This window comes from Streptomyces niveiscabiei (assembly GCF_033794345.1).
GTDB lineage: Bacteria > Actinomycetota > Actinomycetes > Streptomycetales > Streptomycetaceae > Streptomyces > Streptomyces niveiscabiei.
Window position 1 is genome coordinate 14,594 of sequence record NZ_JARAYJ010000048.1, and the last position, 21,375, is coordinate 35,968.

General features: G+C 70.8%; 19 protein-coding genes. 7 read left to right on the forward strand and 12 right to left on the reverse strand.

Annotated features, from left to right (window positions below; translation table 11 throughout):
- Positions 1-11: 11 nt before the first annotated feature.
- Positions 12-743, forward strand: coding sequence for an alpha/beta fold hydrolase (locus PV682_RS38935; RefSeq protein WP_319736924.1), 732 nt, complete (start codon positions 12-14; stop codon positions 741-743).
- 7 nt (positions 744-750) lie between these two features.
- Here PV682_RS38935 and PV682_RS38940 read toward each other — a convergent pair whose 3' ends face one another.
- Genes PV682_RS38940 through PV682_RS38970 form a run of 7 tightly spaced genes read right to left on the reverse strand, consistent with a single transcriptional unit; the run spans position 751 to position 10,080 of the window.
- Positions 751-1,716, reverse strand: coding sequence for a Gfo/Idh/MocA family protein (locus tag PV682_RS38940; protein WP_319736926.1), 966 nt, complete (start codon positions 1,714-1,716; stop codon positions 751-753).
- A gap of 4 nt (positions 1,717-1,720) precedes the next feature.
- Complete coding sequence (locus PV682_RS38945; RefSeq protein WP_112475826.1) at positions 1,721-3,457, reverse strand: B12-binding domain-containing radical SAM protein; 1,737 nt, start codon at positions 3,455-3,457, stop codon at positions 1,721-1,723.
- A 49-nt stretch (positions 3,458-3,506) separates the two neighbouring features.
- Positions 3,507-5,234, reverse strand: a complete 1,728-nt coding sequence (locus tag PV682_RS38950) for a B12-binding domain-containing radical SAM protein (RefSeq protein WP_319736928.1) — start codon at positions 5,232-5,234, stop codon at positions 3,507-3,509.
- Positions 5,227-6,921, reverse strand: a complete 1,695-nt coding sequence (locus PV682_RS38955) for a beta-ketoacyl synthase N-terminal-like domain-containing protein (protein ID WP_319736930.1) — start codon at positions 6,919-6,921, stop codon at positions 5,227-5,229. Before PV682_RS38955 ends, PV682_RS38950 begins: the two co-directional genes overlap by 8 nt.
- On the reverse strand, positions 6,918-7,823 hold the full coding sequence (locus PV682_RS38960; RefSeq protein WP_319736932.1) for a glycosyltransferase family 2 protein: 906 nt from the start codon (positions 7,821-7,823) through the stop codon (positions 6,918-6,920). Before PV682_RS38960 ends, PV682_RS38955 begins: the two co-directional genes overlap by 4 nt.
- Before the next feature lie 47 nt (positions 7,824-7,870).
- Positions 7,871-8,146 carry an acyl carrier protein gene (locus PV682_RS38965; protein ID WP_055724057.1) on the reverse strand — a complete coding sequence of 92 codons (276 nt, stop codon included), beginning with the start codon at positions 8,144-8,146 and terminating at the stop codon, positions 7,871-7,873.
- A gap of 32 nt (positions 8,147-8,178) precedes the next feature.
- Positions 8,179-10,080, reverse strand: coding sequence for a KedN5 family methylcobalamin-dependent radical SAM C-methyltransferase (locus PV682_RS38970; RefSeq protein ID WP_319736934.1), 1,902 nt, complete (start codon positions 10,078-10,080; stop codon positions 8,179-8,181).
- A gap of 528 nt (positions 10,081-10,608) precedes the next feature.
- Here PV682_RS38970 and PV682_RS38975 point away from each other — a divergent pair.
- Genes PV682_RS38975 through PV682_RS38985 form a run of 3 tightly spaced genes read left to right on the forward strand, consistent with a single transcriptional unit; the run spans position 10,609 to position 12,810 of the window.
- Positions 10,609-11,607 carry a PIG-L deacetylase family protein gene (locus PV682_RS38975; RefSeq protein WP_319736937.1) on the forward strand — a complete coding sequence of 333 codons (999 nt, stop codon included), beginning with the start codon at positions 10,609-10,611 and terminating at the stop codon, positions 11,605-11,607.
- A 52-nt stretch (positions 11,608-11,659) separates the two neighbouring features.
- Positions 11,660-12,292 (forward strand): hypothetical protein, encoded by a 633-nt coding sequence (locus PV682_RS38980; protein ID WP_319736939.1) that lies wholly within the window; start codon positions 11,660-11,662, stop codon positions 12,290-12,292.
- Positions 12,292-12,810, forward strand: coding sequence for a DEAD/DEAH box helicase family protein (locus PV682_RS38985; RefSeq protein ID WP_319736940.1), 519 nt, complete (start codon positions 12,292-12,294; stop codon positions 12,808-12,810). Before PV682_RS38980 ends, PV682_RS38985 begins: the two co-directional genes overlap by 1 nt.
- Before the next feature lie 43 nt (positions 12,811-12,853).
- On the opposite strand, the gene PV682_RS38990 is transcribed toward PV682_RS38985, so the two are convergent.
- Complete coding sequence (locus PV682_RS38990) at positions 12,854-13,933, reverse strand: methyltransferase (protein ID WP_319736941.1); 1,080 nt, start codon at positions 13,931-13,933, stop codon at positions 12,854-12,856.
- 17 nt (positions 13,934-13,950) lie between these two features.
- Positions 13,951-15,132: a radical SAM protein gene (locus tag PV682_RS38995; RefSeq protein WP_319736943.1), complete on the reverse strand. Its 1,182-nt coding sequence runs from the start codon at positions 15,130-15,132 to the stop codon at positions 13,951-13,953.
- Between the two features lie 221 nt (positions 15,133-15,353).
- Between PV682_RS38995 and PV682_RS39000 the strand changes: the two genes are divergently transcribed.
- From PV682_RS39000 to PV682_RS39010, 3 genes are read left to right on the forward strand one after another with little or no spacing between them, the layout of a single operon-like run.
- Entirely contained in the window at positions 15,354-17,060 is a 1,707-nt protein-coding gene (locus PV682_RS39000) for a carbamoyltransferase family protein (RefSeq protein WP_319736945.1), read from the forward strand.
- Positions 17,057-18,256, forward strand: coding sequence for a DegT/DnrJ/EryC1/StrS family aminotransferase (locus tag PV682_RS39005; RefSeq protein ID WP_319736947.1), 1,200 nt, complete (start codon positions 17,057-17,059; stop codon positions 18,254-18,256). Before PV682_RS39000 ends, PV682_RS39005 begins: the two co-directional genes overlap by 4 nt.
- Positions 18,257-18,304: 48 nt before the next feature.
- Positions 18,305-18,793 carry a glutathione peroxidase gene (locus tag PV682_RS39010; RefSeq protein ID WP_055719087.1) on the forward strand — a complete coding sequence of 163 codons (489 nt, stop codon included), beginning with the start codon at positions 18,305-18,307 and terminating at the stop codon, positions 18,791-18,793.
- 65 nt (positions 18,794-18,858) lie between these two features.
- Here the strand turns inward: PV682_RS39010 and PV682_RS39015 are convergent, their stop codons facing one another.
- The 3 genes from PV682_RS39015 to PV682_RS39020 form a co-directional block, all read right to left on the reverse strand.
- Complete coding sequence (locus PV682_RS39015) at positions 18,859-19,902, reverse strand: SGNH/GDSL hydrolase family protein (protein ID WP_319736948.1); 1,044 nt, start codon at positions 19,900-19,902, stop codon at positions 18,859-18,861.
- A 166-nt stretch (positions 19,903-20,068) separates the two neighbouring features.
- On the reverse strand, positions 20,069-20,527 hold the full coding sequence (locus PV682_RS44470) for an AAA family ATPase (protein WP_407705818.1): 459 nt from the start codon (positions 20,525-20,527) through the stop codon (positions 20,069-20,071).
- A 163-nt stretch (positions 20,528-20,690) separates the two neighbouring features.
- Entirely contained in the window at positions 20,691-21,269 is a 579-nt protein-coding gene (locus tag PV682_RS39020; RefSeq protein ID WP_319736950.1) for a hypothetical protein, read from the reverse strand.
- Positions 21,270-21,375: the final 106 nt, after the last annotated feature.

Below are 21,375 nucleotides of genomic sequence, written 5' to 3' on the forward strand. Positions count from 1 at the left end.
GGTCTGTCGACGTGGGTGAGGCGCCGCTGACGCTGAACTGCCGGGTCAGCGGTGACCCGGCGGGCAGGCCGGCCGTCCTGCTCCACGCGCTCGGGAACACCGGGCGGAGCTGGGACCGGCTCGTGTCCGCGCTGCTGCCCCAGGGGCGCCGGTTGTTCGTGCCGGATCTGCGCGGGCACGGGGGCAGTCCCCGGGCGGCGGCGTACACCTTCGAGCTGATGTACCGGGACGTGCTGTGCCTGCTGGACCGGCACCGCCTGGCGGAGGTGGACCTGGTGGGCCACTCCATGGGGGGTCATGTGGCCTGGCTGATCGCGCAGCGCCATCCGTCACGGGTGCGCAGGCTGGTCATCGAGGACACGCCTCCGCCGCCCCGGGACGCGGCGGCGGAGGCGGAGCTGCGGGCGCGGTCCGGGCTGGCCGGCGGGCAGGCGCACGTCCTGTCGCTGTACCAGGAGTTCCGTGAGCTGCGCCGGGCCGGGGAGCTGGACAGTGCGGCGGTACGCCCCGTCATCGACGGTCTGCGCAGGGCGGACCCCGGGTGGTGGCGGCGGCTCGCCGATGTCACCGCCGAGACGCTGGTGATCAGCGGCGGGCTGTCCAGCCCGGTCCCCCGCCCTCTGCTGGCCGAGGTCGCCCGGGCGGTGCCCCGGGGACGGCTGCTGGCCATCGACGCGGGCCACTACGTGCATCGCACCGAACCGGAGTGCTTCTGCGCCGAAGTGGCCCGTTTCCTGCGCTGACCGTCCGTCACCCGCCCTGCGGCCGGGGCGCCGTCGTAGTCGTGGCGCGCCGGTAGGCCGAGTCCACGACGAGCTGGACCTCCAGGGCGTCCTGGGCGCTCACCTTCGGATGCGCGGCGGGGGCGCCCGTCACGAGGTCGAAGTGGGCGGAGATCGCGGCGAGTTCGGGGCGCTGCGCGGTCGTCTCGACCGTGCCGTCCGCCCGGCGCAGTTCGCCCCGGCGCAGGTCCAGGACGTGGTCGCCGTCCGCGGTGGTGACGGTGACCGAGGTCTCCAGTCTGCGGGCGGCCCGGTCGATGCGCAGGGTCGCCGGCAGGCCCTGGAACGACAGGTCCAGCCGGACCCGCTCCTCGACGCCCGGCGCGTCCACCTCGCAACGCTGGACCTCCGGCGGTCCGAAGAGCGTCATGAGCAGGTCGAGGGCGTGCGGCCCGAGGTCCAGGAGCGCGCCGCCGCCGGCCCGTGCCGCGTCGCCGTACCAGGGGGTGAAGGCCCGCCACACCCGGTTGCCGGGGGTGGCGAAGGAGACGTCGACGCGCTGGGCGCCGGGCCGGACCGCGTCGGCGAACGCCTCCAGCAGCGGATGGAAGCGGAAGGGCATGTTCACCCCGAGCAGCTTCTCGGCCGCCGGATGGGCCGCCATCCGGCGCGCCTCCTCCACCGTGGCGGCGAGGGGCTTCTCGCACAGCACCGCGATACCGGCGTCCAGCGCCGCGAGCACCGGCTCGGCGTGGGCGTCGTTGGGGGTGCAGACGCTGATCAGGTCCGGCCGCGTCTCGTCGATGAGGCGCTCGACGGAGGTGCCGGTCCACACCTGGGGGCGGTCCGCCGTCAGCGACCGGGCCCGTTCGGCGTCGGCGTCGGCCAGGCCCACCAGTTCCATGGCGTCCCGCTCGTCGGCGCAGGGCAGGTGGTAGCGCTGGAAGACCCTGCCGCAGCCCACGGCCGCGTACCGGATGCGCTCGCGGGTCAACGCCTCAGCCCCTCACCTGGGCGAGGGCGTGCTCGCCGCACGCCTTCGCGGTCTCGGCGACGAAGTCCGGGAAGGTGTGGCCGAGGTGCTCCCGGTCGTACGCGGTGATCATGGCGCGCAGTTCGGTCTCCAGCCGGTCGGCGAGCCCGGGCGGGTTCTCGTCCGCGAGGAGCAGCCCCGCGTTGAGGAAGGCGATGAGCAGTCCGGCGAGCCCCTGGTCCCAGCTGCGCAGCCGGCCCAGCAGGGGGCGCAGGGAGGCGGCGCCGGTGCCGCGCCGGGCCCGGACGGCGTCCGCGATGCTCTGGGCGAGGAAGGGGACCTCGTTCTCCTTGCGGTCGTTGATCTCCGAGGAGACCCGGCTCCAGGCCGTCCAGAGGTGTTCCACCCGCTCGTCCTCGACGCGGTAGTCGCGGCGGGCGTGCCGCAGCACCTCCAGGGCGACGCCTTCGACGCCGGGGATGTCGGGTTCCTCGTACCGCGTGGCCTTGTCGTAGATCTCGGTGCCGCGCAGGGCGATGGCCCGGTTGATGAGGAAGAACGGGTTCTCGCTCTCGTGCACCCGGGCGGCCACGATGAACTTCAGGTTCTCCCAGAGCTCGTCGAGGGTGGTGCCCGGTTCGATCATGATCCAGCCGGGTTCGAGTTCGATGTTCTCCTGTTTGAACAGGCGGGCGGCGTCGAAGTTGTACTCGACGGTGGTCCCCTTGCGGAACCGCTTCATCATGCCGGGCGAGCCGGTCTCCATGCCGAGGAGCGCCAGGTCCATGCCGGCCCGGCGCAGGGTGCGCAGGGCTTCCCGGTCGATGAGGCCGGTGTCGACGCGGAACTCGCAGTGGAAGGTGAGCTTGAGGCCGCGGCGCAGGATCTCCTCGGCGAAGCCGACGGCGTGGTGGTAGCCGTCCTGGAAGGCGCCGCCGAAGTTGTCGTCGTTGAACCACAGGAACCGGGTGCCGAACTCCCGTTGCAGGTACTCGATCTCGTCGACCGCGTCCCCCACGGGCCGTACCCGCCAGGGCCCGTCCACGACTCCGGGCTGCCGGGGTGCGTAGCAGAAGGTGCACTTGGCGTGGCAGCCGCGGCTGGTGTACGTGGAGGCGCGCGGTGTGGGGATGCCGTTCTTGCGGTGGTGGACCAGCAGGTCCCGGGCCGGCCAGGGCTCGTCGGCGAGGTCGGGGAGTTTGGGCGGGCCGCTGCTGCGGACCCGGCCTTCCTGCCAGAACCACAGCCCCGGCACACCGTGCCAGTCCCGCCCCGCCGCCAGGCACTCCATCAGCCCCTGCACCGTCAACTCGCCCTCACCGAAGGCCACACAGTCCGCCTCGGGGATGCGCTCGGCGATCAGCTTCGCGTTGTACGTGCAGAACGCCCCGCCGATCGCGACGAACACCGACGGATCGGCTTCGCGCACACACCGCAGCAGACGTACGGCGTCGACGATGTGCAGGTCGTACATGATGCTGATCCCGACGAACTTCGGCCGCTCCCGCCGGATCAGGTCCGTGATCACCTCATCGCTGGGGTTGCGCCCGTGCAGGTTCAACGCCCGCACCGAATACCCGCACCCCCGCAAGTGACCCGCGATGCAGGCCACTCCCAGGTTCTCCCGGACGCGCTTGTAGAACAGGCGCATCGCGGGGTCGAGGGACAGGTACTCCTCGTCGTTGATCAGGACGTTCTGGTTGTTCAGGCTCGCGGCGCCGGTGGGGATCTCCCGGGGGGTCAGCAGGACCACATCCGCCATGACCGGTCTCCTCTCTCGTCTTCACGTGCGCGTTCCGGCACCGGCCGGGTCAGCCGGCCATGGCCTGCTCGCCGCACAGCCTCTTGGTCTCTTCGACGAACACCTGGTAGGTCTCGCCCAGGACCCTGCGGTCGTAGGCGTCGACCAGCGTGCGCAGTTCGGTCTCCAGCCGCTCGGCGAGCCGCGGCGGGTTCTCGTCCGCGAGGAGCAGCCCGACGTTGAGGAAGGCCACCAGCAGGTCCGGCAGTCCGTCGGCCCATCCGCGCAGCCGGCTCAGCAGGGGGCGCAGCCCCTGCTCCCCCCGTGACCTGCGCGCCCTGGTGGCGTCGACGATGAGCTGGGCGACGAAGGGCAGCTCCTCCTTGCGGTCGGCGACCTCCGCGCTCACCTTGCTCCAGGCCGCCCACACGTCCTCGACGCGCGGGTCCGGGATGCGGTACTCCCGGCGGGCCTCCAGCAGGACGTCCCTGGCCGGCCCCTCGACGCCCGGGAGGTCCGGAGGAGTCGGGTCGGCGATCTTGTCGTACATCTCCGTGCCGCGCAGCGCGATGGCGCGGCTGATGAAGGAGAACGGGTTCTCGCTCACGGCGATGTCGGCGGCCACGATGAACTTCAGGTTCTCCCAGAGCTCGTCGAGGGTCGTGCCCGGCTCGACCATGATCCAGCCGGGTTCGAGTTCGATGCCCTCCTTCTTGAACAGGCGGGCCGCGTCGAAGTTGTACTCCACCATGGTTCCCTTGCGGAACCGTTTTGCCATGGTCGGGGCCCCGGTCTCCATGCCGAGCAGCGCGGAGGCCATGCCGGCCCGGCGCAGGGTGTTCAGGGCCTCCCGGTCGATGAGGCCGGTGTCGACGCGGAACTCGGAGTGGAAGGAGATGTCCAGGCCCCGGCGGAGGATCTCCTCGGCGAAGCCGACGGCGTGGTGGTAGCCGTCCTGGAAGGCGCCGCCGAAGTTGTCGTCGTTGAACCACAGGAAGCGGGTGCCGAACTCCCGTTGCAGGTACTCGATCTCGTCCACGACGTCGACGGGCGAGCGGACCCGCCAGGCGTTGCCCGCCGTGACGCCGGGCGCCCGGGGCACGTAGCAGAAGGTGCACTTGGCGTGGCAGCCCCGGCTGGTGTAGGTCGACGCCACCGGTGTGGGGATGCCGTTCTTGCGGTGGTGCACCAGCAGGTCCCGGGCCGGCCACGGTTCCTGCGTGAGGTCGGGGAGTTTGGGCGGGCCGCTGCTGCGGACCCGGCCTTCCTGCCAGAACCACAGCCCGGGCACACCGTGCCAGTCCCGCCCCGCCGCCAGGCACTCCATCAGCCCCTGCACCGTCAACTCACCCTCACCGAAGGCCACACAGTCCGCCTCCGGGATGCGCTCGGCGATGAGTTTGGCGTTGTACGTGCAGAACGCCCCGCCGATCGCCACGAACACCGACGGATCGGCCTCCCGCACACACCGCAACAGCCGCACAGCGTCCACGATGTGCAGGTCGTACATGATGCTGATCCCGACGAACTTCGGCCGCTCCCGCCGGATCAGATCCGTGATCACCTCATCGCTCGGATTACGCCCGTGCAGGTTCAACGCCCGCACCGAATACCCGCACCCCCGCAAGTGACCCGCGATACAGGCCACCCCCAGGTTCTCCCGGACCTTCTCGTAGAAGAGGCGCATCGCCGGGTCCAGGCGGAGGTACTCCTCGTCGTTGATCAGGACGTTCTGGTTGTTGACACTGGAGAACCCGGTGAGGATCTCCCGGGGTGTCATCAGCACCGCGTCAGCCATCCGTACCCCACTCCCTGCGCCCGGCCGCGCCTCCCGTCAGGAGGAACGCGGCGTTGTTGCCGCCGAACCCGAAGTTGTTCACCAGTACGGAACGCATCCCGTCACAGGGCTCCGGATCGCGCAGCACCCGCACGTGCCGCGCGTCGAGGGGCTTGCGCAGCCCGGGGGTTCCCGGAAGCACCTGGTGACGCAGGGCCCGGACCGCCGCCACGACGCCGGGGAACACCGAGGCGTGCAGCAGATGGCCGGCCGCCCCCTTGTACGAGCTGACGGGGACACCCCGCCAGTCGTGCTCGGCGCCGATCTGGTCCAGGGCCAGCAGTTCGGCCTCGTCGCCCTGCCGGGTGCCGGGGGCGTGGCCGTGGACGTAGTCGACGGTGGTGAGGCCGGCCATGGCCAGCGCGTCGCGCATGCAGGCGGCGCCGATGTGCGCGTTGAGCCGGCTGAGGCCCTGGCCGGCGACCCGGCAGGAGATCCCGCTGAGCGTCGCCAGGGGCGCCTGCCCGCGGGCGGCGGCGCGCTCGGCGGTCTCCAGGACGATCACCCCGGCGCCCTCCCCGACGGTGACGCCGGAGCGGTCCTCGTCGAAGGGGCGGGCGGCGGTCGTACTCGTCGCGCGCAGCACGTCGAGGCAGGCGTAGTCGTAGGTGTTGAGGGACGACACGCCGGTGACGACGGCTGTGTCCGCGAGGCCGCACAGCAGCCATTCGCGTGCCATGGCGAGCCCGAAGGCGCCCGACGCGCAGGCGTGGGCCAGCAGCACCGCGTTCTGCGGGGCGACGCCCGATCCGTCCGCGTCCCAGTCGGGTTCCACCGCGATCTCGTCGATCCGGGGGGCGTCGGCGACCTTGGGGAGGTGCGGGACCACTCCGGCCGACACCAGCAGGGTGCGGCCGGGCAGTTCGTCGAGCCCGGCCTCCCGCAGCGCCTCCGCGCGGGCCCGCTCCAGCAGCGCGCGGCGGGTCGGGCGGCCGGGCGGTGCCTGGACGTCCGTCTGGCACACGGTCCGGCTGCGGAAGCGGGACGCGTCGAAGCGGGTCAGCCCGGACAGTTCCCGGCGGCCGTCCAGCAGGCCCTGCCAGAACGCGGTTCCTCCGTCGCCGAAGGCGGTGACGAGGCCGGTGCCGGAGACGACGACGGACGGCCGGCCGGGTCCGCCGGTGCGGGGGGTGCCGGCGGCGGTCACCGCGGCGGCGGCGACCCGGTAGCCGTCCTCGTCCGCGGCCCGGACGACCTCGCACACGATCATCGCCTCGTGCAGCCCGGCGGCGACGGCGCCCCACGCCCAGCGCACCGCCTGCTGGGTGGCCGCGCGCGGGCTGATCAGGACATGGCCCGTCCCGTTCCAGCCGCGGGCCTGCGCCAGCTCCTGGAGCAGCTGGGCCGGCTCCGGGGTCATGGCCTCGGACGGCCGCAGCCTGCGGCCCCCCGCCTGCGCCTCCACGCACCGGCCGACGTACTGGGAGGTGGCCGCCACGCAGTAGTCCGTGGCCGCCATGATCACGGGGACGGCGGCGCGCAGGGCGGCGGGCAGGCGCTCCAGCGCTGCGGACAGCACGTCGACGAAGGCGGCGGGCAGCAGCTCGCCGGCGGTGCGGACGGACAGGTCCCGCCGGGAGCGCAGGTCCTCCAGCGACCGGGGCGCCGTACCGCCCACGATCACCGCGCCTGCCGTCGGATGCGTCATGACACCGCCGTTTTGGGGGTCAGGGCGGGGCCGAGCCGCGCGGCGAGTTCGTCGAGGGTGAGCCGGCCGGCGAGGAAGGGGCCGACGTCCGCGAGGCGCGGGTCCCGGTGCCGGTCCGCGACTTCCCGCCAGAACCTCGGCAGGAGGTCGCCGGTGTCCCGGCGGGCCGTCGGGAGGTGGTAGGCGGGCGCGTCGAGGAGGGCGAAGGCGGTGCCCGCTGCGGCGAGCCGCAGTCCCAGTTCGAGGTCTTCGCCGCCCCACAGCTGCCCGTAGTGCTCGTCGAAGCCGCCGGCCTCTTCGAACACCGTGCGCCGGACGCTGGTGCTGGTGCCGATGCAGCTCAGCCAGCGCAGGGGGGCGTACGCGGGCGACCGGGTCACCTGGCGGGCGGTGCGCTCGATGAACGAGCGGCGCGGCCCGAGCAGGGGGACGGCGGTGGCGAGATCGGTGAGGGTGGCGGGCTCGATCGTGCGGTTGCGGGCGCCGGTCAGGGCGGTGCGCAGGGGCCGGGGGTCGGGTGTCAGCGTGAACGCGGACAGGTCGGTGACGGCGCCGTGCACCACGGTGGCGGCGGCCCCCCGGTGGGCGGCGAGGTGCGCCTCCAGGAGCCCGGGCGTGGCCAGGGTGTCGTCGTCGAGGAAGAGCAGGAGGTCCCCGCGTGCCAGCCGGGCCCCGGTGTTGCGGGCGCGGGCCACCCCGCGCCCGCCCGTGGCGGCCTCCCTCACCGGCAGGCCCGCGGGCAGGGCGGCCAGTACCTCCCGCACCGCGCCGCGCTCCGGTGCGTCGTCGACGAGGACGACCTCGAACCGCTCACGGTCCAGGGTCTGGTGTCCCAGGGCCGTGAGGGCGAGCAGGAGCCGGGTGGTCCGGTCGCGGGTCGGTACGACCACGCTGACCGCCACCTCGCCGGGCGCTCCCCCCGGTCGCGCGGCTGCCGGTGTCATGGCTGTCACGTCAGGGTGCGGCTCTCGCCGACCTTCTGCTGGAGGATGTAGGTGGCGAGGCCCTCGATGGAGAAGAGGGTCTCCTCCGTCAGGTCCTCGTCCTCGAAGACGACGTCGAACTTCTCTTCGAGGATCAGCAGGTACTCCAGGGCGTCGAGGGAGCTGAACCCGTACTGGTCCACGAGACTGGCGTCGCCCTCCTGGGGTGCCGGCCGGTGCTCGCCCTTGGTCATGCCCGCCGCTATCTCGTGGAGGTCCCGTATCAGCCCGGCGCGGTCCATCGTCTCTCGTCTCCCGTGATGAAGGATCTCGGTCAAACCTTGGTGAACTGCTGGTCGAGCTGCTGCTCGGTCAGCGCGCGGAAGCGGTCCATGCGGAAGTAGTGCTGGAGGTCACCGCCGAATTCGGTCCGGTAGTAGAAGTCCTCGGTGTGGCGTTCGGGTTCCGTGCTCACCGTCTCGCCGCGCCGCAGGGCGGCGATCAGCCGGGGCACTGGGTGGGTGAACTCCGTGTCGCTGCGCAGGTACCAGTTCTCGCCGTGCCGGGTGACGACCGAGAGGTCCTCCTCGGGCCCCGACCCGTCGGGCAGCATGCGGACCGGCTGGCACAGCAGGTCGTAGCGGAACACCTCGTCGAGGACCGGCAGCAGGTGCTCGGGCAGCGCGGGGCGCATGGCCTCCTCCCACCACTGCCGCAGCAGCCGCTTGGTGAGCAGCCGCCAGACGTTGGGGTCGACGAGTTCGCTGGCGGAGCTCGCCGGCCTGGCCACCGCGTGCAGTTCCCTGGCCTCGTGGTCCTCGCTCTTCTCGATCCAGTCGGAGAAGCTGAGGAGCACCTGTGACTGGGGGATGCCGGCGAGGGAGCGCAGGGCGACCCAGATGTTGTGCAGGAACAGGCTGCGGGCCAGGACGCGGTTCCAGCAGATGAAGCGGAGCATGCGCTCGTTGTCCGCGAGCGTCATCGTCCGGTGGGCGAGGACGTAGTCGAAGTCGTCCTGCTCACCGCGCACGGTCACGAGTCCGTGGACTTCGCGCTTGTCGTGGTATTCGGTGTTCGGCAGCAGCATCAGCGGGTGGACCGCGATGAACGGCGTGTGCTGTGCCGCCCGGTCGTAACCGTCCAGGAACGAGTCGACCGTCTCGCCCGGCGCCCCCCAGATCAACTCCAGATAGGGGGTGATGCCGTGGTCGGTGAGCCAGGCGACGAGACTTTCCCAGTCGTTCAGCTTCATGTTCCGCCGGCGCATGAGATCCAGTACGGAATCGTCCATCGTCTGGAGGGCGAGGATGAACGCGCTGTGCATCCCTGACTCTTTCATCTTCTCCATGATGCGGTAGAAGCCGGGAGACTTGTTCTTCGCCCAGGAGGTTTCCAGCCGCTTCGGGAACCCGTACTTTCGGCGCACCCGGAGCATGTCGTCCAGGAATTCTTCGTCCTGGCGCAGGAGCCCGAAATTGGAGTCGGCGAGCATCAGGATTTCAGCGCCATGCCGCCCCAGAAGTTCGAGTTCCTCGCGCAGCCGCTCCCGGGAGAACGCCCGGATCTTCTGCCCGGTGGCGCCGCCCCAATAACAGAAGGAACACTTGTACGGGCAGCCGCGGTTCGTTTCCATCAGCGCGTAGTCGTAGCGGAAACCGCCCTTGTCGCCGGCCAGCGGAATCGCTCCGGTGAGAATGGGGGACGGCAGGATCTCCAGGTCCTGGATGCGTTCGCGTTCGGGGGTGGTGACCAGGTTCCCGTCGGCCTCGCGGAAGGAGATGCCGCCGATCTCGTGGAGTCCGCCGCGCTCGGCGCCGTCGAGGTAGCCGTTCAGCAGGTCCCGGAAGATCAGCTCTCCCTCGCCGTTCACCACCACGTCGACCTGGGGGTACATGCGCAGGACCCGCTCGGCCTGGTAGGCGACGTGGTTGCCGCCGAAGACGACCCAGCCCTGCGGGTTCATCTGTTTGAACGTCTCGGCGAGCGTGCCGAAGGCGCGGAAGTTCCAGCCGAGGACGGAGAAGCAGAGGATGTCGGGACAGCCGTCCCGGATCAGGTCCCGGGCCATGGCGTTGAGGCCGGCGTCGCCCGGGTAGTTCCTGATGGAGATGTCCATACGGCGTCGAATGCGGTCGTCCGCTTCGGCGTAGGCCTTGAGGTAGCCGATCGCCAGGGGCATGGAGGCCGCGGAATTTCCCCAGACTCCTTGTTGAACAAGCAGTACGCGAGTCTCCATTCCCCTGCCTCGTCCTCTGAGTCGCCCGACAGGTCAAATCGCACTTTGAGGCTACAGCAGAAGATCTCCGGCGCAATGGCGCGTCCGGAAACGGGCCGCTGCCGTGGCCTATTCCCTGCGTTTTACCTGTGTTCGGCCATGCCGACGGCTTGATCACGTTCACGGGGCGAGCCCGGGACGGCCGCTCGTGGGCGCTCCGGATAAAGGGGCGCTGACATGGGTATTCCATCGTGTCCGAGCCGGTGCGGGACCGGCCGCAGCCGGGGTCGGGAGAGGGGCTTCGGAAGGGGGTGCGTGAGCCGAGATGAATGACCGGAAAGCTATCGTCCCGATGGTTCCCGGCGCGGACAATGATCATCCGGGCACGGTATTTTCGGCCACCCGTCCCCTCATTTTCTGCCGCTTCGGATCGGGCTCTGGGCGCCTGTGGAGGCGATCTGTATGCTCCGGCCATATGGCGTCTGTCATTCGTCACCGCGGGCTCGGAGTCATCAGAGTCGTCAGAGTCGTCGGCGTTATCGGAGTTACATGACGGAGATTCCTGACACGTGGTCCCCGGCGGCCCTGCCGCACGTGGAGACAGCAGGCGGGATGCTCCGTTTCCTGGGACGTCAGGTCGACGGACACGGTCCTCTGTCGGACCGGGACACCGCCCTGCTGGCGCGCTGCGACGGCAGCCGCCCCCTCGGCGGGTTCCCTGCGGCCGACCGCGAGACCATCGCCGGGTGGCGCCGGCAGGGACTGCTGCTCATGGCACCCCCGCTCCCGCCCGGCCCCCCGCCCGCCGGACCCGCGCTGGTCGTGTCCCCGCATCCGGACGACGCCGCGCTGGCCCTCGGCGGCACGGTGGCCCGGCACGGCGCCCGGTTCCTCGACGTCTTCAGCGTCGAGACCTGGACCAAGGACCCGTACTACGGCGAGCGCCCGGAGCTGACCCGGCGTCTGCTGCTGGCCGAGGAGGACGTCGCCGCGCGGGTGCTGGGCGCCCGGGTGGAGCTGCTGGGCTTCGTCGACGCCGCCGACCGCGACCTGAGGCGGGAGGGGTTCTTCACCGACCCGGCCTGGTCCGGCGCGTCCGCCCGGGAGGAACCGCGGCTCTTCGACGCCCTCACCGAGCGGCTCGCCCCCCTGCTGGAGGGCACCGGCCCGGTCTACGCGCCCCTGGCCGTCGGCGGTCACGTCGACCACGTCGCCTGCCGGGAGGCGGTCCTCGAACTGGCCCGCACCGGCCGGCTCGCCGCGGCGCGGCTCGCCTTCTACGAGGACCAGCCCTACTCCCTGTTCTCCAGCGCGGAGGAGACCGCGAAGCACCTCGGCGAACGCCTGGCCGGGCAGGGACTCGGCGGACTGCGCCCCGAGCTGTTGCCCGTGGACGGCGAAGCGTTGCTCACCAAGTGCGAGGCGCTGGGCGCCTACCGTATCCAGGTACGCAAGGGCATCATCCAGCGCGTCCGCCGGCACGGTGTGCGCCTGGCGGAGGGCTCCGGGTTCCCCGCCGCCGAGCGGATCTGGCTGATGCGCCCCTGACCCCCTCCCCCGACAAGCGACCGCGGCCCCGCCGCTCTGTGAAGGGTTTCCCATGTACGCACTGGCTCAGTCCCTGACACCGGCGGACCTGGAGGTGCTCGCGGAGGCGTGCGCCGAGGTGGGCCTCGCCCTGCATGTCACCGACCCCGCGACAGGTCACGCCCCGCCGCCCGGCGCGCAGTTGGTCTCCTTCACCCGGGTCGCCGCCGCCCGCCCCGACGACCTGTCCGTGACGGACCTCAAAAGCCGGGGCGGTTACGCCGTCGCCGTGCTGGACGGCGTCTCCGCCACCGAGGTCCTCGCGGCGGTCACCGCCGGCTACGGCTTCACGCTGGCCAGCCCCCTGCGCCGGTCCCGACTCGTGGAGACCCTCAGCTACCTCAAGACGGTCACACCGTCCGAGAACACCCAGGTGCTCACACTCGCGAACGGCTCGCTGAACTCCGCCGCGAAGTCGCTGCCCGTGACCGACGCCGAGGCGGGGCTGCTGCGCCTGCTGTCCGACCGGCCCGGCCAGATCGTCTCCCGCGAGGAACTCACCCGGGCCACGGGCGGGGAGGACGTGAACAAGGTGACCTCGGTCCTCAAGCAGAAGTTCCTGGACATCGACTCCGGCGCGAAGCTCCTGAAGATCCCCCACCTGGGCTTCCGCCTGGTCGGCACGGTCCGCGAGGGGGCCAGCTGATGCGCGCCGTGGTGATCACCGGGGCCCCGGGCGTCGGCAAGACCCGGCTGGGGCACCAGCTGGTGACGCGGTACGGCGTCCCGGCCGCCGCGATGGACTGCGACCCCATCGTCCACCCGTGGAACGGCGGCGAGGAGGTGTACGACCTGATGGCCTCGACCGTGCGCGCGGCCCTGCCCGTCTACCGGGAGTGGGGTGCCCGCGTCGTGATCGTCACCGGGGTGGTCCTCGCGGGCCGCGCCTACGAGCGGTTCCAGAAGGTGTTCGAGGAGCTCGGCGTGGACGCGGTCTACTACGGCCTGCGGGCGGACGCGGAGGCGCTGGCCGCCCGGATCGAGAACGACGCGGGCGGCCGGCTGTTCGTGGAGGGCCGGCTGGCGGAGCGTCACCTCGACGCGGAGGTGCCCGACGTGCCCGGCGTCCGGCTGGTCGACACCACGCACCTGACGCTGATGGAGGTCGCCGACGCGGTCGCGGCCCGGGAGCGCGCCGACCTCGGGCCGACGGTCACCGGATGACCCGGGGCGCGGCCGTGGGCCGGCGCCGCCCCCGGGTGGCGGGTCACCGGAAGCGGCCCACCGCCAGGCCCTCGCCGCCCTGGCGCACCGAGAGGACGAATCCGTAGTAGTGGGTGGCGCCGATCCCCGTGACGTACTCCCGGACCTCGTCGCCGAGCGGGCCGGTGAGCTGCTGTTCCTCGTCGCGGGGCGCGAAGGCCGGCCAGCGCGGGGGGGTGGAGGGCCGCAGCAGCAGGCGCCCGACGACGCCCAGGCGGCGCAGTTCGGCCTCCAGTTCCTGGACGAAGAACGGCCCGCGCTCGTCCCCGTAGGCCGCGGCCTGGAGCAGCGCCTCGCCGTCCCGGGTGATCAGCCCGGGGACCTGGCGCAGGAGTTCCCAGAAGAACTCCAGGCCGTCAAGACCCGCCTCGCCGGCCAGCCAGCCGAGCGAGCCGCGGCGCAGCGGGAGACAGGGCGGGTTGGAGACGACCAGGTCGAACCGGGAGTCCAGGGACAGGGACATGATGTCCCCCTCGACGGCGGTCAGCCTCTCCCCCAGCCCGTTGATGCGGGCGTTGACCGTCACGGCGGCGGTGCACTCCGGGTTGACGTCGACCGAGACCACCTCGGCGCCGTTGCGGGCCGCCGACAGTCCGAGGATGCCGGTGCCGCAGCCCAGGTCCAGGGCCGACCGGGCGCCCCGGCGCGCCGCCACCAGCCGGGAGAGCGTCATCGAGTCGGTGCCGACCCAGGGCGCGTACGAGCCCGTGTCCCGTCCCGCCGCCCGCCAGGCCGCGAGCAGCGCCATGCCCTCGCCGCGGACCAGGCAGTAGTCGGCCGATATCTTCCCGGACTCCTCGGACAGGACCCGGGCGCGCAGCAGCAGGTCGAGGAGGGGTCCGGGGACCTCCGAGCGGACGTCGGACTCCGCCACCTGCTCCCCGAAGACGAACAGCGAGGACAGGACGGACTCGGCGGCCAGGGTGGTGGAGATCGCCGCCAGGGTCTCGGGATTCCGCCACGGCGCCAGCTCACCGAGCCAGTCGCCGGCGAGCGTGAGCAGATCGTGCTGCGGGAGCGCGAGAAGCCGCTCGAGCCCGGCTCCGGCGAAATCGTCGTCGGAAATCCCATCCACGGAAATCATTACGTCTCCTCGTGACCTCAGCGGGGTGACGGCTCCTCGGCCGGCTCGAAGACCGGCGTGAACGCCGATTTCAATTCTCGTAGCCGTTCCAGGGCGCGGGGTCCGGCGTACGGGGCGCAGCGCGCGATTTCCTGCTCGGTGATGTTGCCGAACAGATAGAGATTGACCACGTCGATCGGTCCGGTGCAGCTCTTGCAATACGGGAAGCGCGGCCTGGGCTGCATGAACATATCGTAGTGCTGATGTTTTCCGAACTGTTCGTGGATGAGTTGGGGATTCTCCTTGATGTTGCCCATGGGTTTGAGCCAGGCGTACGGGCAGCAGGAGACGTCTCCCTGTCCGAAGAGTTGCACCATGGTAGCCGTCGCATAACAGCGCAGGGTGCGGACGCCGGTGCTCAGCTGATTCCCGATATGTTCCACGAAGGCCCGCGGGGGAAGGACGGCGGACAGTTCGTCGTACCGTTCGAGAAGTGGCGCGAAATGGTCGCCGAGGGGCGGTGCGTGGGTGGTCCTGGTCTCGCCGCGCACCGGGAAGAAGTAGAGCATCACGCCGCGCCCGTACCGTTCGAGCAGGAACTCGGCGAAGTCCGCCTGGCCGGTGGCGTTGAGGTCGCTGATCACCGACTGGATCTCGATGGGGATGCCCAGCTCCACCGCGTGGTCCAGGTGGCGCATGATGACGTCGAAGAGCTTGTGCTGCTTCGGCGGCAGCCGGTGGCCGTTCATCTCCAGCGTGTGGCCGTCGAGGGAGAGGCACAACTGGACGTTGCCCAGCTCGGCGAGGGCCTCAAGGCGGTGCGGCGTCAGGAAGGCGCCGTTGGTGATGACCTGGACGACCTCGTACTTCTCGCTGCACTCCGCGACGAACTCGGTGGAGCCTTTCAGCCAGAAGAACTCGCCGCCGCTCAGGCGCATGATGGGGCTGTCCACCTGGCGGTGGTAGGCGTCGAGGATCTCGTGCCAGTCGGCGCGCCGGTCGGTGGTCAGGCGCAGCCGGGCGTCCGGGACCGCCATGAGGAGGTTGAAGTCCTCGGTGAGGCAGTAGGAGCACCGCATCTGGCACAGCTGCTCCTCGATGACCATGTCGTTCATCAGGAGTTTGAGCCGGTCCTGCCCATCGCGATTCGCGAACATCGCATCACGGTAATGACTCTTCAGGGCCATGCCTATCACCGCACCCAGGTCGTATTCGCGCACGACTCTTCCGTTGAGCGACGATCCTAACTTCACCTTCAAGACAGGGGCAATGAAGGCTGCTGGGGGCGTTGTCGTTCGGCCGGAACTCGACTTGATCCGGCCTCAGGATGGCTCATATGTGCCTGCTGACTGACTCGTTGCGACCGGGTACCGTTACGCACCACGTATGCGCCAAGTACTCGCCAAATCCGCAGACCTGCAACGGGAGTAAGGACGGCAGTATGCTAGCTCTGGGGCTCGGCGGTTCCAACCACGACTTCTCTGCCTGTCTCGTCGAGAACGGCGAGATCGCCGTCGGTATTGAAGAGGAGCGGCTGAGGCGCCGCAAATACGCCGTCAATGTGAATTCTCTGGTGAACCAGTGCTGGCGGTACTGCCTCTCGACCCACGGGGCCCGTCTCGCCGATGTGGACACGATCGTCGCGGACGACACCCTGCTGCCCAGCTGTTATTTCCCGTTCCGCAGCCGGACCACCCTCATCCGGCATCACCTGGCGCACGCCGCCAGCGCCTTCCTGCCCTCGCCCTTCGAGGAGGCCGCGGTCCTCGTGGTCGACGGGGCGGGCAGCCTGTTCGAGCGCCAGGGCGTCGAGACCCTGACCATGTCGGTCGGCAACGGCACGGAGCTCACCGAGCTGTCCAAGGTGTTCGGGACCAACTGGAGCACCGACGGCCTGCGCGAGGCCCGGGTCTACCAGGCCGGCGACAGCGACCACTCGCTGGGCTTCATGTACAAGGCGGTCAGCAGGGCCATCGGCTTCACCCTCTACGAGGAGGGCCCCTGGTACCTGACCGAGGACGGCAAGACGATGGGTCTGGCGCCCTACGGCACCGACCGCTACCGGGCGGAGTTCCGGCGCCACCTCGGCCTGCTGCCGGAAGGCCGGTTCGAACTGCACCTGAAGGACGGCGGGCTGCTGGACTTCGTCGAGCACGCCCTGGACGGCTTCGAGGGCGACGAGCGGTTCGCGCGCGGCGCCGACCTCGCCTGGGCCGCTCAGGACCTGCTGGAAACCGCCGTCCTGCATGCTGCGGGCTGGCTGCACCGGGAGACCGGCCTCACCCGCCTGTGCCTGGCCGGCGGTGTCGTCCTCAACTCGGTCGCCAACGGCAAGATCCTGCGCGACACCCCGTTCACCGACGTCTTCGCCCAGCCCGCCGCCGGCGACAACGGCTGCGCGGTCGGCTGCGCCTACTACGGCTACCACGTCCTCGGCGGACAGCCCCGGCCACGGGGCCCGAAGGCCCCGCGCACCGCCCCCCGGCCGCAGCGCCACACCTACCTCGGCCGCCGCTACACCACCGAGGAGATCCAGCGCGCGCTCGACGCCTCGGGCCTGCCCCACCGGCGGGTGCGGCAGCCGGCCCGGCTGGCCGCAGGACTGCTGCCGCAGGGCGCGCTCATCGGCTGGTTCACCGGAGGCTCGGAGTTCGGGCCGCGCGCCCTCGGCCACCGCAGCATCCTCGCCGACCCGCGCCGCGCGGAGATGAAGGACATCCTCAACAGCAAGGTCAAGCACCGCGAGGCGTTCCGTCCCTTCGCCCCCGCCGTCCTGGCCCACCGGGCCGCCGAGTACTTCGAGCTCGACATCGAGTCGCCGTACATGCTGCTCGTCGCGCCGGTGCGGGAGGACAAGCGCCAGGAGGTGCCGGCCATCACCCACGTGGACGGGACGGCGCGGGTCCAGACGCTGACGCCGGAGGCGAACGGCGCCTTCTACGACCTGGTGGAACGGTTCGGCGAGCTCACCTCCGTACCCGTGGTGCTCAACACCTCCTTCAACGACCGCGGCGAGCCGATCGTGGAGACCCCCGAGCAGGCGCTGGCCTTCTTCGGACCGAGCCAGCTCGACTACCTCTTCCTGGAGGACTTCGTGGTGGCGCACAGCGCGACGGACCTCGACACGGTGACGGAGGCGGACGCGTGACGGACGGCCCGGCGATGCGGTACGAGACCTGGCGGGCCCTCGCGCTGTGGGGCGAGGAAGAGGAGGCCGCCGCCCTGGAGGTGATCCGGTCCCGGTCGCTGTTCCGTTACTACGGGCCGGACCTGGGCCACCGGACCGACCTGTTCGAGGCGGCGTTCGCCGAGGCCGCCGGGGTCGCGCACACCGTCGCCGTGTCCTCGGGCACCGCCGCGCTCACCGCCGCGCTGATCGGCCTCGGGATACCGGCCGGCGCCGAGGTGATCGTGCCCGCGGTGACCTTCGTCGGCAGCGTCGGCGCCGTCGTCGCCGCCCGCGCCGTCCCCGTCTTCGCCGAGGTCGACGACACGCTGACCCTGGACCCCGCGCTGCTTCAGGAGCGCATCACCGAGCGGACCTGGGGTGTCATGCCGGTGCACCTGGGCAACGCCGCCGCCGACATGGACCCGCTCCTGGAGGTCGCGCGGCGGCACGGACTGCGGGTGGTCGAGGACGCGGCGCAGGCCGCCGGCGTCCGGTACCGGGGGCGGCCCGTCGGCGGTCTCGGCGACGCGGGCGCGTTCAGCTTCCAGCTCGACAAGAACATCACCGCCGGCGAGGGCGGCGCGGTCACCACGGCCGACGCCGACGTGTACGACCGGGTGGCCCGGTACCAGGACCAGGGCGGCCAGTTCACCACCTCCAAGGGCGCGACGCGCGGGAGCGGCGACAGCCCGCCGTTCGTCGGCGTCAACCAGCGCATGACCGAGCTGACGGCGGCCGTCCTGTCCGCGCAGCTTCCCCGGCTGGCCCCGATGTGCCGGCGACTGCGGGACGTGGCACGCCATGTGCGCGGCGAGACCGCCGACCTGGCGGTCCGCTGGCGGAGGCTGCCGGACGAGGAGGGCTCGGGCGGCGACCTCACGCTGTTCCTCGACTCCCGCCTCCAGGCGCGCGCCTTCGTCGCCGACCTGAACGCCGCCGGCATCCCGGCGCACACCATGTACCAGGGTCAGCCGGTCACGGCCAACCGCGCCGTACGGGAGGGGCGCACACCCTGGGGCGTGGAGTGGGAGCGTCCCCCGCGCTACCGGATCAGCGAAGGGCTCCTCGGCCGCTCCGTCACGGTCGGCCTGGGCGCCGCCATGACCGACGCGGACGTCGACGCCGTCGTCACCGCCTTCCGCAAGAGCTACCAGGACGTCACCGCGGCCGGCTGAACGATCCCGGCCCGCCCGTCACCGACACAAGGGGAGCGACGCACCGACATGTCCCTGTACGACATCCCCGTCCGCACACTCGCCGGGAAGCCCGGTGATCTGAGCCCCTACCGGGGCAAGGCCCTTCTCGTGGTCAACGTGGCCTCGCAGTGCGGGCGTACACCGCAGTACGCGGCGCTCGAAGAACTGCACCGGCGCTACGGACCCCGCGGGTTCGCCGTCCTGGGCTTCCCCTGCAACCAGTTCGGGCAGCAGGAGCCGGGCACGTCCGAGGAGATCCAGGAGTTCTGCTCGACCATGTACGGCGTCACCTTCCCCCTCTTCGAGAAGGTGGAGGTGAACGGGGCGCGACGGCATCCGGTGTACGAGATCCTCACCGCAGCCCCCGACGACCAGGGGGTGGCCGGGGACATCGAGTGGAACTTCGAGAAGTTCCTCGTCTCGCCCGACGGCGCGGTGGCGCACCGCATCGGGTCGCGCGTGAAGCCGGACGATCCCGAGGTCGTCGCCCGGATCGAGGCGCTGCTGCCGGCCTGACCCCCGTACGCCCCTGACGCCGGAGCCGTCGGTCGGGCTCCGGCGTCGGGGTTCGCGGTGCTGGGTCAGTGCTGGCGCAGGGCCAGGCGGATCGCCTTCTCCACGTGGACCGCGGTGTTAGCGTGTCCCGCGGCATTGGGGTGGATCATCGTGGCGTGCTTGCCGATGGGGGCGCAGTCCACGCCCGTGCCGGGGAACGTGGTGGGCCAGTAGTCCGCGGCGTCGCCGCAGATCCCCTCCATCCACTTGGTGCCCTCGGGCTGACAGACATCGTGGCCCTCGCTGGACGAGAAGACGTTGAGGTAGCGGTCCCCGAAGGACGTCGAGGCCCGCTGGAGCGCCTTGTTCAGCGGCTTGAGGACGTCGTCGCGGAGCCAGTCGACGTCGGCGTGGGTGGTCGTGTCGAGTTCGGTGAGGGAGCCTCGGTCACAGGCGCTGCCCCGGGTCGGCATGATGGTCGGGTACCCGATGTTGATCACCTTGGCGTTGGGGGCGGCCCGGTGCACCTCGGCCAGCATCTCGGTGTACTCGTTCTGGACCCGGGTGAGCCGCTCGCGGACGCTCTCCACCCCGGCGGGCGGGTTGGTGAAGTACTCGCGGCAGGACTTGTCGGTCGCGCCCAGTTCGAGGCACTTGGGGAAGATGTCGCCGAAGGGCAGGCTGTTGCCGCCGATCGCGATGGTGACGACGTCGGTCCCGGCGTCGAGCCCGGCCCGCTTGATCTGCGTGTCCACCGCGGGCCAGCCGCCGGGCGGGATCTCGACCGGGCTGATCGGCGTCTGCTTGACCTTCGCGACGTTCGCGATGACGGCGCTGCTGCACGCGACGTTGGTCAGGCGGACGTGCTTGCCCGGCGGGGAGGCGGCGAGTTCCCGTGCGACCAGGCTGGGGTAGGAGCCGCTGGTCCGGGCGCAGCCGTCCTGCGACGGATCGCCCAGCGGGGGCTGCGGGTCGCCGACGAAGACGCCGGCGGTGAAGGAGTCGCCGAGCGCGGCCCACTCGTACTCGTCGGCCGCGCCGGCGGAGCCGAGAGGTAAGAGGCTGGCCGCGGCGAGCGTGAGCCCTACGGCCAGGGCTCGTGTGCGGGGGCGGGAGACAGCGTGTCGCATGGATACTCCAGGATTAGTGGAAGACGTCCGGGCGACGGAACACGGCGCCCGGGGCGGAACGCACCTCGATCAAGATTGTCCGGGCCACCGCCCCGCCCTGTCCGGCGAAACGGCCCGTCCTCATCCGATCGACCTATTTGATCGAATCTTTAGCATCTGCTTGCGATCATCTTGCTAAGATCCCGCGCGCGATGGGCTCGTCCGCCGCGTCGGCGCGGTTCACGTCCCGTGATTCCCACCGGCGGGCACGCAGGTGCGACCACCGCTCCAGCCGTCGGCGGTGTCGGGGGCGGACTGGTCGGTCCTCGCCGTAGCCGAGGTTCGAAACTCGGGTCCTCGGTCGTCGCGCCGACCAGGACGACGGTGCCGTCCTCGGCGTACGGCAGGAAGCTGTTCTGCTGGGGGCGGTTGAAGCGGTGGATCTCGTCGACGAACAGGAGGGTGCCCCGGCCGAGTTGACGGCGCCGGGTGGCGGTCTGGAAGACCTTCCGGAGGTCGCCGACAGCGGTTCGAAGGCGAGTCGCGTCCGCTCGGCCAGGAGGCGGGCGAGGGAGGTCTTGCCACAGCCGGGCGGGCCACACAGGATCATCGACACCAGCCGCTCCTGGACGACGTCGTGAGCCATCCTCCGGTGGGGCGACCGGTCGGTCCGAGCGTACGGCTCGCCCCGGGCGGATCGACGGTGGCCTTCCCCGGCGCGCGTCCGGGCGAGCAGGCTCTCTCTCCCGGCCGGAACGGCCTGCGCCGCGAAAAGCGCGGGCCCCTCCGGGTTTATTCACCGAGGGTGGTCAGCCGCATTCGATGCGGTCGATCTGGTCGTACGCGGCGGCGGAATATTCGTCGCCGCTGTACGTCTCGATGAATCCATTGGTGACACCCTGATAGTCATGGGTTCCACTGCCGGTGCAGTCCACCCAGATATAGGTGTCCAGGGAGGAACTGTCGTCGGTGTCGAAGGTCTGGGAGTAGAGCTCCTCCCAGCCGAACCAGCGTGACCAGGCGAGTCCGCTGTGCATCTGGATGTCGAGCACCTGGTAGAGGCAGGAGGTGAGGGAGTCGTTGTAGATCAGGTTTCCCTGGCGGTACACCAGGACCCAGAGACCGCAGCCGGTGGGATAGGCGGCCGGAGTGGCCTCCGCTTTTCCGCTCTCCCCGGTGCCGTAGGCGAGTTTCTTCGCGTCGGTCTTCGCGTCCGCTTTCACGTACGGTGCGGAGGCGACGTCCAGGATCTTCGCGCCGGACGCCTCCAGCGCGGCGATACGCTGCTCCACCTTGGCAGGGAGCGAGCGGGTGCCGGAACCGGCGTCCGCCGTCCGGGGCTGGGCCTGCGCCGGGCCGGCCGTCAGCAGCGTGAATATTCCGGCCAATGCGGCCAGCATGAAAATGACGCGTCGTTTCACATGTTCCCCCTGAGCAAGTGATCTTTCCCTTTTCGGGGATCGCTGTCAGCGGCAACACTAGGCGCGGAAACGA

Excerpts from the sequence above, each read along its gene's own strand:
- PV682_RS38990 (WP_319736941.1), bottom strand. The coding sequence starts at position 13,933 with ATGATTTCCGTGGATGGGATTTCCGACGACGATTTCGCCGGAGCCGGG.
- PV682_RS38985 (WP_319736940.1), top strand. The coding sequence starts at position 12,292 with ATGCGCGCCGTGGTGATCACCGGGGCCCCGGGCGTCGGCAAGACCCGG.
- PV682_RS38970 (WP_319736934.1), bottom strand. The coding sequence starts at position 10,080 with ATGGAGACTCGCGTACTGCTTGTTCAACAAGGAGTCTGGGGAAATTCC.
- PV682_RS39015 (WP_319736948.1), bottom strand. The coding sequence starts at position 19,902 with ATGCGACACGCTGTCTCCCGCCCCCGCACACGAGCCCTGGCCGTAGGG.
- PV682_RS38945 (WP_112475826.1), bottom strand. The coding sequence starts at position 3,457 with ATGGCGGATGTGGTCCTGCTGACCCCCCGGGAGATCCCCACCGGCGCC.
- PV682_RS38975 (WP_319736937.1), top strand. The coding sequence starts at position 10,609 with ATGACGGAGATTCCTGACACGTGGTCCCCGGCGGCCCTGCCGCACGTG.
- PV682_RS38965 (WP_055724057.1), bottom strand. The coding sequence starts at position 8,146 with ATGGACCGCGCCGGGCTGATACGGGACCTCCACGAGATAGCGGCGGGC.
- PV682_RS44470 (WP_407705818.1), bottom strand. The coding sequence starts at position 20,527 with ATGGCTCACGACGTCGTCCAGGAGCGGCTGGTGTCGATGATCCTGTGT.
- PV682_RS39010 (WP_055719087.1), top strand. The coding sequence starts at position 18,305 with ATGTCCCTGTACGACATCCCCGTCCGCACACTCGCCGGGAAGCCCGGT.
- PV682_RS38955 (WP_319736930.1), bottom strand. The coding sequence starts at position 6,921 with ATGACGCATCCGACGGCAGGCGCGGTGATCGTGGGCGGTACGGCGCCC.
- PV682_RS38950 (WP_319736928.1), bottom strand. The coding sequence starts at position 5,234 with ATGGCTGACGCGGTGCTGATGACACCCCGGGAGATCCTCACCGGGTTC.
- PV682_RS39000 (WP_319736945.1), top strand. The coding sequence starts at position 15,354 with ATGCTAGCTCTGGGGCTCGGCGGTTCCAACCACGACTTCTCTGCCTGT.
- PV682_RS38980 (WP_319736939.1), top strand. The coding sequence starts at position 11,660 with ATGTACGCACTGGCTCAGTCCCTGACACCGGCGGACCTGGAGGTGCTC.